This is a genomic window from Rhizobium sp. BK538, from assembly GCF_014197575.1.
Classification (GTDB): Bacteria; Pseudomonadota; Alphaproteobacteria; order Rhizobiales; family Rhizobiaceae; genus Rhizobium.
In genome coordinates this window covers 109,079-121,087 of the sequence record NZ_JACIFT010000018.1, presented here as the reverse complement: position 1 = coordinate 121,087, position 12,009 = coordinate 109,079, and the positions used below count along the sequence as shown (strand labels likewise).

Sequence of the window (12,009 nt, the reverse complement as noted above, 5' to 3'; positions counted from 1 at the left end):
GGCCATGACACGATCACGGCAACGGCTGCGGTCAACGTCATGGACGGCGGGCTCGGCAACGACACCTTCCGCTTCCTGTCGGCGGGCGCTGCCGATGGCGACACGATCCATGGGTTCCAGCCGGGCGACAAGATCGACTTTGCGGCCATCGACGCCAATACGGGCAGTGCCGGCGTGCAGCACTTCTCGCTTGCGGCAGGCGGTTCGCTGACGGCGGCCGGCCAGGTGGTGGTCACCCATGAGGTGCTGAACGGCGACGAGTTCACGGTGATCCACGGCAATGTCGACAGCAACACCGATGCCGACTTCGTGCTGATGCTGAAGGGCAACTACAACCTGACCGACAGCGACTTCAACGGCGTCTCTTGAGGGGACGAGCGCGCCTGCCCGACCGGGGGATCCCGGTCGGGGTCAAAGCTAGCGGCTTAGGCTGTGACCCTTAACCCGGTTCGAACCCCTGATCGTCAGCCTCGCCACTCCTGCCTCCCGATGGGAAGGCGACACAGTTTTAATAGTTTTGGAATTGTTGGTTGCGAGGGTTCGCAACACCCGGTTCCTGCGGCCGATCACATGACCGCCCCTGAGCTTAATGATCTGGGTGAGAAGCAGGCCAAGGCCCCCCGCTCCTGCATGCACGAGAGCGATATCGCCCTCCCCGTGGTTAGAAGTCCGTGGCAAAGTGGCTGGCGGTGAGCCCCTGCATCATCACCGCGGCGGCGGTGCGATCGTCGATCGAATCCGACACGGGAACGAGCGCATCCCCCGAGATCGCTGCCCGCTGCGCGTAACTTCCCGCCTAAACCCAGGCGACGCGGTCACCAGGCCGGAAACGGTCGACTCCGGCGCGGATCGAAATCACGCGACCGGCGCCCTCCACGCCTAGCACTTTCGGATTCGGAGTATCCGTCCAGGCGAGCCCGCGTCGAACGCCAGTGTCCATAAAATTCACGCCCGCGGCACAATCTCAACCAGGACTTCTCCACGCGCAAGGACGGGCTCCGGACGCTCGACAAGTTCGATAACTTCCGGTCCCCCGGTTCGCCTCATTACGATTGCTTTCATCGCGATGCCTCCGCAGCCGCCTTCTCTATCAGCCCCGCGACCGGTTCGGGATTCGAAACCATCACAACATGAGAGGCACCCTTGATCACCACGGTATCCCGCGAGTGTGCCCGTGCAGCCATGAAAGCCGAAGCTTCCGGCGGTATGTTCCTGTCCCCGTCACCGTAGATGAACCAGCTGGGGATCTGCTTCCATGCCGCTTCCGTTTGGGCTTCGTTCAGCGCCGTTTCTTGAATGGGTCTTTGTGTCGCTGCCATGAGCCTGGCTTCGGCTTCAGGAAGGTCGGCGGCGAACTGCTCGTGGAACTTGTCCTGCCGGATGTAGAGATCCTTGCCTCCGCTCGACAGGGCGACCGGTGGCGCGAGGGTCGGACCAAGCGTGCTGCCGGGAAATTTGCCGGCGAGTTGCGCGGTGGTCTCGCCCGCATCCGGCGCGAATGCCGCGACATAGACCAGCGCCTTGACGTTTGCATAACCTTCGGCCGCTTCGCTGATGACAGAGCCGCCGTAGGAATGCCCAACGAGGACGACAGGCGATTTGATGGAGCCAAGGATGTCGGCGACGTCGCCGGCGTCATTTTTCACGCCGCGTAACGGATTGGCGACAGCCACAACGGGATAGCCGTCCTTCTCCAGGATTTTGACGACGCCGTTCCAGCTTGAGGAATCGGCAAACGCACCGTGAACCAGAACGATGGTGGGTTTGTCGGCCTGCGCATAAGCATTACCGAACGAAGCGCTGGCGATTGCCAAGACTGCAAGCAGTGTTTTCATATGATATATCCTTCATGGTTGATCGAAATGGCCGGCTGCGGTGGGCGCGCAGGCGATGGGAACGTCGGATTGCTCCGGCGATCAGCCGCACGTGCTGGTTTCCTGCGGGAAATCCGTGGACAGGCTCAGCTCTCGCCAGAGGCGGAGCTCTTCCAGTTTCGTACGATCGGCCCGCTCGATTGCCTCTATGGCATCGCTACCCAGCGGCAGGCGTAACGGTGGCCGATCCATCGCAGTGACCTCGAGGATAGCCTTTGCGGCCCGCGCCGGGTCGCCGGGCTGACGGCCATTGAAAGCTCGCTGCATACGAGCTGCGGCCCCCACGACCGCGTCGTATTCTGACCTTCCGTCTTTCAGCAAGGTTGAAGATCCCGCGAAATCGGTCCGGAAGCCCCCCGGCTCGATGATCGTGACCTTGACGCCGATCAAGGCCATTTCCTGAGCAAGCACCTCGGAAAAGCCCTCCACACCCCATTTCGCGGCAGAGTACGCAGCGCGACCCGGAGCGCCGATGCGTCCGCCGACCGATGAGAACTGGATGATATGGCCGCGGCGCTGCTCACGCATTATCGGAATGGCGGCCTTGGTCACGATGACCGTCCCGAAGAGGTTTGTCTCCAACTGTCTGCGGAATTCATCAAGATCCGTGTCCTCGACTGAATTGACATCGCCGTAACCGGCATTGTTGACGAGCACGTCAAGCCCGCCAAAGCTCTCTGTTGCCAAGTGGACTGCCGCTTGAGCGGCGGACGGATCGGTGACATCGAGCGCAGTGACCCGGACAGCTTCACCATGGCGCTCAGTGAGATCGGCCAGTTGCACAGGATCACGCGCTGTTGCAATGAGGCGGTGACCCGCGTCCAGGACCGCTTCGGATAAGGCCCGGCCGATGCCGCGCGAACTTCCAGTAATCAGCCATCGTTGTGACATGGCCTTTTCCTTTCTAGGCAGCAGCACTGCCGATATATGGGCTACGGCGCGAACCGCGTGAAGACGTAGTCGTGCCCCTGAACGCTCGCCTCATGACAGGCGAAGCAGGTCTGGTGCTGAGCCTCATCGACGGGCTTGCCGTTGACAAACCGACCAAAACCCCATCCGCCGGTGGCAGCGTATTTCTTCGAGTCCTTGACCATCACCTGGACGGTTGTTGCCGCGCCGGGAACGGATGCGGGTTCGAATTCAGGCGATTGCTCCCGCTTCCATGCGAGCTTGACGAGGACCGTGCCATCCGGAAACGGCAGCGTGCCAGCCCGATATGCTTCGCTTGCAATCGAATTCCCGACGACTGCACGAAGCTCGTTCAGCGGGTCCGCTTCCAGCGCCGGCGCGACCAGTTCCCACCCCCGGTAGCCGTCGGGGATCGTCACGCCGTAGATCGGCGACGCATTCGTCACGTTCGAACCAGCACCGGCTCCAAGCGCGGCGCCCGCGGCTCCGATCAATGTCGCTGCCAGCCCGGCCAATGCGAGATTAAGGCGTCTCATCATTATGATCCTTCTGTCGAGTGGCTAGAACCGGTCGACGTCGATGACCGCCTGGGCGAAGGCCTGAGGTGCCTCCTGCGGCAGGTTGTGACCGATGCCGCCCTTGATCAGCCGGTGCTCATACTTGCCGGCAAATCTCTTGGCGTAGACGCTGGGGTCCGGATGGGGCGCGCCATTGGCATCGCCCTCCATCGTAATCGTGGGCACACTGATCATTGGAGACGTGGCGAGCTTCTTCTCCAGGTCATCGTATTCCGGTTCCCCATCGGCGAGACCGAGCCGCCACCGGTAGTTGTGGATGACAATATCGACATGGTCCGGATTGGCGAAGGCTGCCGCGCTCAGCGCGAAAGTGGCGTCGTCGAATTTCCACTGCGGAGAGGCGAGCTGCCAGATGAGCCTGGCGAAATCGTCGGTGTTTTTGGCGTAGCCGGCGCGACCGCGTTCGGTGGCGAAATAGAACTGGTACCACCACTGAAGCTCTGCCTGCGGCGGCAGTGGAGCCTTGTTCGCCGCTTGGCTGCCGATCAGATAGCCGCTGACCGATACCATCGCTTTGCAGCGCTCCGGCCAGAGCGCGGCAACGATGTTGGCGGTCCGCGCGCCCCAGTCGTAACCTGCGACGACGGCCTTCTGAATTCCCAGGGCATCCATCAAAGTTATGACGTCAACGCCGAGCGCTGCCTGCTGGCCATTCCGTGCAGTGGTGTCCGACAGGAAGCGTGTCGCCCCGTAGCCGCGTAGATAGGGCACGATCACCCGGTACCCTGCGTTCGCAAGCAAAGGCGCTACGTCGACATAGCTGTAGATATCATAGGGCCAGCCGTGCAGAAGGATGACCGGCGGTCCGCCCGGAGGGCCGTCCTCGGCATATCCAACGTTGAGCAGACCCGCGTTGATCCGCTTGAGCGAAGCAAATGATGTTCGTCGCTTTATTGCGCCGGAGGTTGCGGCTTGCGTACCGGCACCTTGTGCACGCGCAATGCCAATAGCGCCAAGCTGCGCCGCGGCCAGGGTGGCGGCAGCGATGCCGAACAGATGCCGGCGGTGATGGTCTACTTTTTCCGGAATTCTGACGATGTTCATTGCTTTGGTGTCCTTCGGTGTGCCGTTGGCCAGCGATTCGATCAACGATCGACCCAACGGGGCTAAATGACGTTGATTTCGACTTCTATGTTGCCGCGTGTAGCCTTCGAATAGGGGCAGGTCTGATGGGCTGCATCCACGACAGCTCGTGCCAAGTCGCGGTCGAGACCGGGGAGGCTCACATTGACGCGCGCGCTGAGAAAGTAATCACCCTCGTCGGTGTTGAGATCCACTTCCGCATCGATCGCCAGGCCAGCAGGCAGTGCAACGTTCATCTTGCGGGCGGCGATCGCCATCGCGCCCTCGAAGCAGGCCGACCAGCCGGCAGCGAAAAGCTGTTCCGGATTGGTACCGCCTCCCGTGCCGCCTGGCGTCGAGAGCCGAATATCCAGCCTGCCGTCGGAGCTGCGGGAAGCACCATCCCGGCCGCCAGTAGTGCGGACTTTGGCGGTGTAGAGCCGTTTTGCCTGTGCAGTCATATCGTCGTTCCTCATTAACGAAGGTGAGTGCTCGTCAGCGCAGCGACCTAAAGGCCGCCCGAACTTCTCGGGTGAAGATTTCCGGCTGTTCCCACGCCGCGAAATGGCCGCCGTTCTCGGCTTTATTGAAGTAGACGAGGTTGTGGTAACAACGCTTGGCCCAACTCCGTGGCGCGCAATAGATCTCCCCGGGAAACACCGTCACCGCCACGGGAAGCTGAGCGATGTCGACGGCATTGAAGTTGTTCGAATGGTCTTCCCAGTAGATCTGCGCCGCGGATGTTCCGGTTGCGGTGAGCCAGTAGAGGGATATGTCATCGAGCATCTCGTCCTTGGTCAGGACCCTCTCGGGGTGCTTACCGCTGTAGGTCCACTGGGCGAACTTTTCGTAGATCCACGCAGCCAGGCCGACCGGGGAATCCACCAATGAATACCCAATGGTCTGTGGCCGGGTAACCATCATGGCGGCATAGCCAGAGCTGTCCTTGTAGAAGGTATCCAGAGCATCGAACGCTGCCCGTTCGTCCTCCGTCAGATTGTTCGGAGCCGGTCCGCCTGAGGCGAGAATGGCAGCGATTTCCTTCGGCACGGTTCCAGGCATATTGACGTGGATGCCAATCAACCCGGGCACGTTCTGGAGCGCCATGCGATGAGAGATCACCGAACCGCAGTCTCCACCTTGCGAAACATAGCGATCGTATCCCAGGCGCTTCATGAGGACAGCCCAGGCACGACCAATATGATCGGAGCCCCAACCGGTGGTCGTCGGTTTCCCTGAAAAACCGAAGCCGGGGATGGAGGGTACGACGAGGTGGAACGCATCCTCTGCGGCACCACCATGCGCAGTGGGATCGGTGAGCGGGCCTATGACTTTGAGGAACTCAAGGATCGAGCCAGGCCAGCCATGCGTCATGATCATTGGCATAGCCTTCTCATGCGGAGAACGGACGTGGATGAAGTGTATGTCGAGGCCGTCAATCTCTGTGACGAACATCGGTAGCGTGTTCAGCCTGGCCTCGACCTTTCGCCAGTCGTAGTCGGTCATCCAGTAGCTGACGAGGTCCTGGAGTGTCGCCAGTTGCACGCCCTGAGACTGATCCGGGACGGTCTCGCGACCGGGCCAACGCCCTGCGGCCAGACGTCGACGCAAATCGACGATTGCTTCGTCTGGAATGTTGACCTGGAAGGGGCGTAAAGCCTCACTATCGACCGCACTGCTCGCCTTCGCAGGAAGCAAGCCGAGCGCGCCTGCAGCCAATGATCCGGCAAGCAGGTGGCGCCGCGTGAGTGACAGGGACGGGGTGGACATGGTCATTCTCTCCTTGGGCCGGCAGAGTGGCTGCTTCGACACATAAAGAAGGATCGCCTGACGAGCCCGTTATGCGTTATGAGGGATTGTTAGCGTTCATTGGCAGAGAGAAGTTTTGGAAGCGGGCAGCCACCATGTTTTTCTTGCAGGTCCTCAACGGCGCGAGAAACCATCGTTCATGCAAGACGCGACATGGTGGGGTCTTGAGTGGGATATTGTTGCAGACCTCCACAAGTCGCAAAGGATGATGGCATGACGCAGTCGGCGAGCGAGACGATCTCGTTTGGTGCCTTTTCCTTGAATGCAAATGAACGGCTTCTGCTTCGAGACGGGGCGCCTGTGGAACTCGGCAGTCGCGCGTTCGACATCCTGGTCGTTTTGACCGAGCGCCCGAATGAAGTCGTCGGTAAGAAAGAACTGCTCGATCGTGTGTGGCCCGATGTCACCGTCGAGGAAGGCAGTTTGCGGTTTCACATCGCCAATCTGCGCAAGGCATTAGGCGACGGGCAGGACAACGCGCGATACATCTCGACCCTGTCCGGGCGAGGCTACTGCTTTGTGGCGCCAATCCAGCGATCGAGCCTGGGCGACGATGTTCCAGGAGAGATCGCCTCCAGTTTCCCAAAGGCCAATTTGCCGGGCCGACTCGCCCGCATGGTGGGCAGGGCGGACGAGACTGCAGCACTCTCCGCTCTGCTGGCCGAGGAGCGGTTTGTGACTGTCGTCGGCACTGGCGGGATCGGCAAGACGACCGTTGCGGTTGCGGCAGGCCATGATCTGATAAGATCCTTCGATGGCGCCGTGCATTTCGTCGATCTCGGCGCATTGGGCGATCCTTGCCAGGTTGCGGCGACGGTAACCTCAACTCTCGGGGTTTCGTTTCAGTCCGAAGATCTTGTCTCAGCTCTGGCCACCTATCTGGCGGACAAGCGAATTCTCCTGATCCTCGACACCTGCGAGCATGTCATCGAAGCAGCGGCGGATCTCGCCTGCCGCATCTTTTCCGCTGCGCCTCAGCTTCACATCATTGCGACGAGCCGCGAGCCGCTCAATGTCGAGGGCGAACACGTCTATAAATTGGCGCCGCTCGCCTGCCCACCGGACAGGCCGGGTCTTACGGCCACTCTGGCGCAGGGCTTCCCCGCGATCGAATTGTTTATGGAGCGGGCCGCCGCTGGCGGGGCTCGCCTTGACCTCGGCGACGCGGATGCCGCGGTCGTGGCCGCCATTTGCCGAAAGCTTGACGGAGTGCCGCTCGCGATTGAGTTGGCGGCTGGACGGGTCGCAAGCCATGGTATTCAGAAGACGGGCACCCTCCTTAATGAACGCCTGTCTTTGCTCTGGACTGGACAGCGAACCGCGCCGCCGCGCCAGAGGACTCTCCAGGCCACGCTCGACTGGAGCTCCAGTCTGCTATCGGAATTCGAGCGGCAGCTGCTTCGCCGTCTTTCCGCGTTCGTCGGCCACTTCACGATCGATGCCGCGCTCTACGTCGTGACGAACGCCAATATCGACGAGACGATGGTTTTTGGGGCCTTCGACAATCTCGTCGCTAAATCGATGGTCGCGACACGGCCCTCCGGAGCGACAATGCGCTATCGGCTGCTGGACACCACACGCGCCTACGCCCTTCAACTTAATGTCGGGGAAGCCGAGTTTGCAGATTTGGCCGCACGTCACGCGCTCTACTATATGCGATGGCTCGAAGAGACCGGGGCCGAATGGCCGACTCTATCGAGCGCGGTGCAACGGGCGCTGCACCTCGATGGCCTTGCGAATGCGCGCGCGGCCCTGGACTGGTGTTTTGGGTCCACCGGAAACAGGCAAGTCGGCATCCGCCTTGCCGCCGCTGCAGCCCCGGTCTTTCTGTCGATGTCCTTGCTGAGCGAATGCCACCACTGGACAGCCAAAGCCATAGAGGCTCTCGACGATGCCATGTACGGCGGCCGTGAAGAGATGCATCTCCAGGCAGCGATGGGAGTCTCACTGATGTTCACGCATGGCGGCACAGATGCCGCGCGCGTTGCATTGGAACGAAGCCTGGCAATTGCGGAGGAGCGCGGTGAGGGATTGGACAAGCTTCAGGTTCTCGGCCCCCTGCAGATGTTTCACCTGCGCACCGGGGAATTCAGGATCGCCCTGAATTATGCAGAGCGCTGTTCCTCACTGGCGGAGGCCCTGGAGGATGGCGGCTCCGCAACGTTGGCATACGCCCTCATGGGTATTTCGCTGCACCTAAACGGCGAGTTCGGTCGCGCGCGCGCGGCACTGGAAGCTGCGTTCCGAATTGGGCCGCGATCCGATCAAACTACGACCTATTATCTCGGCTTCGACGGGAAGGTTTTGGCCGGCGCGATACTCGCCAGGACTCTGTGGCTGCAGGGGCTTTCCGACCAAGCGGTCGAGCAAGCCTTGCAGACGATTGCGGACGCGGAAACTCTGGACCATCCTCTCACTCTGTCCATCGCCTTGATTTGGGCCATATCGGTATTCCTCTGGGTTGGCGATCTCGAACGTGCGGCCAGCAACACAGATCGTCTTCTCTCAACTGCCGAACTCCATTCGCTACGCCCATACCTTGTGGTCGGCCGGGGCTTTATGGGCGAACTGGCCATTCGTCGAGGCGACCTCGACAATGGCATCGTCAGCTTGCAGCATTGCATTCGTGAGCTCCACAAGGCACCCTATGAACTGCTCAGCACGCCGCTTACGCTCTCGCTTCTTGAAGGCTTGGCAGCCGCTGGCCGGGTCACGGAAGCGTTGGCGCTCGTGGACGAGACGCTTCAGTCGGTCGAGGCGAACGGTGATTTGTGCTACACGGCGGAGTTGCTTCGCGTTAAAGGCGGCCTTGTGCTTGCGGCATCGCAATCCAACAACGACGACGCTGTAAAGTTCCTGACGCGGTCGCTTGAGATCAGCCGGCGCCAAGGCGCGCGGGCTTGGGAGCTGCGCACCACACTCTACCTGGCGGCGCTCCTTGCCGATCGCGATGAACGCGAGAATGCTCGAGAGGTTCTCCAGCCCATGCTCGAACGGTTCGCGAAAGATCCCGACTCTGCCGACCTGAAGTCTGCTGCTCGCCTGCTTGCAACATTGAGCGGTCTGGCGCCATAGATTAGAATGTTTGATCCCAGGCTTTGATGGAGCATTCTTGTCTTCCGAATCAAAGGATGCGCTATGGGCCAGGTTCTTCACGGTAGCAGCTGGTAACTCCCATCCTTTCCGTTCTGCAAGCTGCCGGCAAACGAGAAACTGATCATCAACCGCGGATTTTGGAGGGAGAAGGAGCAGCGGGCATAGAGTGCAACACGGGACATCGGGATTCCTGGCATTCAAAGTGAAGGCCTTTGCCAACGATCTGAACCGCGGAGAAGCCGCAAGGTTGACTATCCAAAGGAAAACAACTTGCGCTCGGGCACGCTGCACCTGCGACAACCGGCTCAATATCCAACGCGGCACGCTTGAAAGCTCGATCCTGAACAGGCTCGACAAGCACCTGATGGAACCGGAGCTCTTCAAGGAATTTTGCGAGGAATTCACGAGGGAAGTAAACAAGGCCGATGGAAGCGCGGGCCTCACTTTGTCCGGCTGAAGGAAGATCAACGCATCGACCGCGAACTGGATCCACTTTCTCGATCTCATCCTCCAAGGCGGTGCGGCGAAGCGGATCAATGAGAAGATGGTGGCTCTGGAAAGGCGCAAAGAGCAACTGTCCACGATGCTCGCGACCGCAAGCGCCGCCTCCCCTGCTGCATCCCAACTCGCCAAATATTGCGACGACGAGATCGCCGCCCTCCACCACCAGCTCGGCGATAAAGATGCGCGAGGCCGTGCCACGCAAATGCTGCGTACGCTTGTCGAGAGAATCGAACTGGTTCCGGATGGCGAGAAATTGGTGATCGTGCTTTGCGGCGCCTGGCCATCCTGACCTTTGCTGCGGCAAGTAGAACCCGGCCTTCCTCGAACAGAAGGGGGTTCTTGAGGAGCTGATCCGACAGGGATCGATGTCCGAAGTCCAGAAACACAAAAAACCCCCATGGGGGCTCTCTGGTAACATACCGATCGTTGGTTGCGGGGCAGGATTTCATCTTAAATTGCGACAGTCATGGATGCCCGACACTAGTGCGAGAACTGCTGGTTGCCGAGGACCGTAGCGGACTTTTTCTTAGCGCAGCGCAAGCGTTGGCATCCTCGTCCACCCGATATCCATCCCAAGATAACGTCCTTTGTCATCGACAGACGGTCGCGCTGATTTTGCTGACGCCGGCAGGTAGCGTGTAGATGAGGATCGCTATAGAATTATGCTGAAGCCGATTGCGGGTCGACGTCCTGGACATCGTGCGCCAATAGGCCGATGCTGTTGGTCTGGAGGCGCCCACAGATTGCGTGGGCACGGGTATGCCGTGCGTGCCGCAACGAAACGGTTTCTTGAACTCGCCGAGGCTCCACATGGCGTTTACTATCGCATCGCCCGCCTTTCACAACGGCGGAACCATTCCCAGGCTTTACACCTGCGAAGGGCAAGATATTTCCCCGCCTCTCGAATGGACAGGCATTCCGACCGGAACCAGAAGCCTTGTATTGATCGTCGACGACCCCGACGCACCGGATCCGGCCCATCCGAAAATGACCTGGATACACTGGATTGTTTTCAACCTGCCCCCCGATCTGAAGGGGCTTGTGGAAGGGATTTCACATTTGCCAGCAGGCGCCCAGACAGCGAGGAATGGGTGGAACAGCAATGCGTATGGCGGCCCTTGTCCTCCGATCGGTGTGCACCGCTACTTCTTCAAGCTCTACGCGCTCAATGACCGCCTCGCCCTATCGGCGGCGGCTAGCAAGGACCAAATCGAAGCGCAAATGCGCGATCACGTGATTGCCGGAACCGAGCTCGTCGGCACCTATGGCAAAACAGGGAAGTGACCGATATAGGTCGACCGAGCACTCGATTAGACGTTGTCGCCGATTGATCAAGATGAAGAACGCCGCCTCTATCGTCCAAGACTTGATCCGTTATTGAAAACAACGCAGGCCGTCTTAGCACCTTTTCGGGGATCCCGGGCCCCGGGGCCGGTGCCCCACTTGAAAAAGTCGACGTCACATGGCGTCGCGGGAGCTCGGCGATTGCGAGCGTTGATACATCGTCAGCGCCCACTGCGTTCGAAGCACGTCCAGATACATGATGTAAACGTCACCCTGGCTGCCCCTAACCTTGAAGTATCGGTAGTCGGCGCCATGCCACTGATCGAGGTTTTCGACCACTTCGACCTGCCGGCCGTTGAGGTAGAATCGTCGGAGTTTTTCGACACCACCTTCGTCCACGAAGGTTTCGACCTGGACTTGCATGGCGCGCTCGCTGTTTTCTCGGGCGAAAGGCGGCGGAGCGCGCCTCCGGCCAGTCGGAGCGGGATCGTTCTTGGATAAATAGCGGCGGGTGGACGAGAAGAAAGGGTGCACGGTCCCTCGCCGCATGTCTTGGACGCCCCCTGCGGCGATACGGTTGGTATCGAGATCCCGGCGATGACGCAGGCCATCGGCCTCGACGACGAACCGAGCTGGGGGATCGTGTCGGAGCACAGTATCGACGAATGGACGAATGGCGGGCTGTCGCCGGTTCCCGGCAAGCGGAGCGAGTTCAGCTACGGCTTTATCCCGCCGGGGCTGTTCGCGAAGGTCACGGCCAGCTTCCTCGTACTGGCGAAAGCGAAGAAGAGCGGTGCGGTGCGCCGCTGACCATGGAGCTGCGATAGGACGCACCGATGACCGGCGTTGCCTTTTATGCCCGCTATTTGATGGACTTGTCCCGAGAGATCCAT

12 protein-coding genes and 1 pseudogene are annotated in these 12,009 nt (G+C 60.3%); 4 read left to right on the top strand and 9 right to left on the bottom strand.

Going from position 1 to position 12,009, the window contains the following annotated elements; translation table 11 throughout:
• The coding region (locus FHX09_RS21775; RefSeq protein WP_184450610.1) for a hypothetical protein at positions 1-369 on the top strand (369 nt) is incomplete at its 5' end.
• A gap of 189 nt (positions 370-558) precedes the next feature.
• Here FHX09_RS21775 and FHX09_RS21770 read toward each other — a convergent pair.
• The 7 genes and pseudogenes from FHX09_RS21770 to FHX09_RS21740 form a co-directional block, all read right to left on the bottom strand.
• Positions 559-1,062, bottom strand: a pseudogene (locus FHX09_RS21770) (alcohol dehydrogenase catalytic domain-containing protein); the annotation flags it as partial.
• Positions 1,059-1,835 carry an alpha/beta hydrolase gene (locus FHX09_RS21765; protein WP_132589550.1) on the bottom strand — a complete coding sequence of 259 codons (777 nt, stop codon included), beginning with the start codon at positions 1,833-1,835 and terminating at the stop codon, positions 1,059-1,061. The pseudogene FHX09_RS21770 and the gene FHX09_RS21765, both read right to left, overlap by 4 nt.
• 81 nt (positions 1,836-1,916) lie before the next feature.
• On the bottom strand, positions 1,917-2,765 hold the full coding sequence (locus FHX09_RS21760; protein WP_184450609.1) for an oxidoreductase: 849 nt from the start codon (positions 2,763-2,765) through the stop codon (positions 1,917-1,919).
• Between the two features lie 41 nt (positions 2,766-2,806).
• Entirely contained in the window at positions 2,807-3,319 is a 513-nt protein-coding gene (locus FHX09_RS21755) for a cytochrome P460 family protein (protein ID WP_132589775.1), read from the bottom strand.
• A gap of 24 nt (positions 3,320-3,343) precedes the next feature.
• A complete protein-coding gene (locus FHX09_RS21750) occupies positions 3,344-4,390 on the bottom strand; it encodes an alpha/beta hydrolase (protein ID WP_132589773.1) in 1,047 nt (348 codons plus the stop codon).
• 77 nt (positions 4,391-4,467) lie between these two features.
• Positions 4,468-4,884 (bottom strand): organic hydroperoxide resistance protein, encoded by a 417-nt coding sequence (locus FHX09_RS21745; protein WP_132589546.1) that lies wholly within the window; start codon positions 4,882-4,884, stop codon positions 4,468-4,470.
• Positions 4,885-4,918: 34 nt separating this feature from the next.
• Complete coding sequence (locus FHX09_RS21740) at positions 4,919-6,193, bottom strand: epoxide hydrolase family protein (RefSeq protein ID WP_132589544.1); 1,275 nt, start codon at positions 6,191-6,193, stop codon at positions 4,919-4,921.
• 252 nt (positions 6,194-6,445) lie between these two features.
• Here FHX09_RS21740 and FHX09_RS21735 point away from each other — a divergent pair, with 252 nt between their 5' ends.
• Positions 6,446-9,307, top strand: a complete 2,862-nt coding sequence (locus FHX09_RS21735; protein WP_184450608.1) for a winged helix-turn-helix domain-containing protein — start codon at positions 6,446-6,448, stop codon at positions 9,305-9,307.
• Between the two features lie 145 nt (positions 9,308-9,452).
• Here the strand turns inward: FHX09_RS21735 and FHX09_RS21730 are convergent, their stop codons facing one another.
• Positions 9,453-10,136, bottom strand: coding sequence for a hypothetical protein (locus FHX09_RS21730; protein ID WP_184450607.1), 684 nt, complete (start codon positions 10,134-10,136; stop codon positions 9,453-9,455).
• A gap of 506 nt (positions 10,137-10,642) precedes the next feature.
• Between FHX09_RS21730 and FHX09_RS21725 the strand changes: the two genes are divergently transcribed.
• Positions 10,643-11,116 carry a YbhB/YbcL family Raf kinase inhibitor-like protein gene (locus FHX09_RS21725; RefSeq protein WP_132589539.1) on the top strand — a complete coding sequence of 158 codons (474 nt, stop codon included), beginning with the start codon at positions 10,643-10,645 and terminating at the stop codon, positions 11,114-11,116.
• Between the two features lie 174 nt (positions 11,117-11,290).
• Here the strand turns inward: FHX09_RS21725 and FHX09_RS21720 are convergent, their stop codons facing one another.
• On the bottom strand, positions 11,291-11,539 hold the full coding sequence (locus FHX09_RS21720; protein ID WP_132589537.1) for a hypothetical protein: 249 nt from the start codon (positions 11,537-11,539) through the stop codon (positions 11,291-11,293).
• Between the two features lie 174 nt (positions 11,540-11,713).
• On the opposite strand from FHX09_RS21720, the gene FHX09_RS21715 reads away from it, so the two are divergent.
• Positions 11,714-11,926: a hypothetical protein gene (locus FHX09_RS21715; protein WP_246699482.1), complete on the top strand. Its 213-nt coding sequence runs from the start codon at positions 11,714-11,716 to the stop codon at positions 11,924-11,926.
• Positions 11,927-12,009 lie beyond the last annotated feature (83 nt).

Bases quoted from the DNA above. Each gene is read 5' to 3' on its own strand.
- FHX09_RS21740 (WP_132589544.1), bottom strand. From the start codon at position 6,193: ATGTCCACCCCGTCCCTGTCACTCACGCGGCGCCACCTGCTTGCCGGA.
- FHX09_RS21715 (WP_246699482.1), top strand. From the start codon at position 11,714: ATGACGCAGGCCATCGGCCTCGACGACGAACCGAGCTGGGGGATCGTG.
- FHX09_RS21735 (WP_184450608.1), top strand. From the start codon at position 6,446: ATGACGCAGTCGGCGAGCGAGACGATCTCGTTTGGTGCCTTTTCCTTG.
- FHX09_RS21760 (WP_184450609.1), bottom strand. From the start codon at position 2,765: ATGTCACAACGATGGCTGATTACTGGAAGTTCGCGCGGCATCGGCCGG.
- FHX09_RS21720 (WP_132589537.1), bottom strand. From the start codon at position 11,539: ATGCAAGTCCAGGTCGAAACCTTCGTGGACGAAGGTGGTGTCGAAAAA.
- FHX09_RS21765 (WP_132589550.1), bottom strand. From the start codon at position 1,835: ATGAAAACACTGCTTGCAGTCTTGGCAATCGCCAGCGCTTCGTTCGGT.
- FHX09_RS21725 (WP_132589539.1), top strand. From the start codon at position 10,643: ATGGCGTTTACTATCGCATCGCCCGCCTTTCACAACGGCGGAACCATT.
- FHX09_RS21745 (WP_132589546.1), bottom strand. From the start codon at position 4,884: ATGACTGCACAGGCAAAACGGCTCTACACCGCCAAAGTCCGCACTACT.
- FHX09_RS21755 (WP_132589775.1), bottom strand. From the start codon at position 3,319: ATGAGACGCCTTAATCTCGCATTGGCCGGGCTGGCAGCGACATTGATC.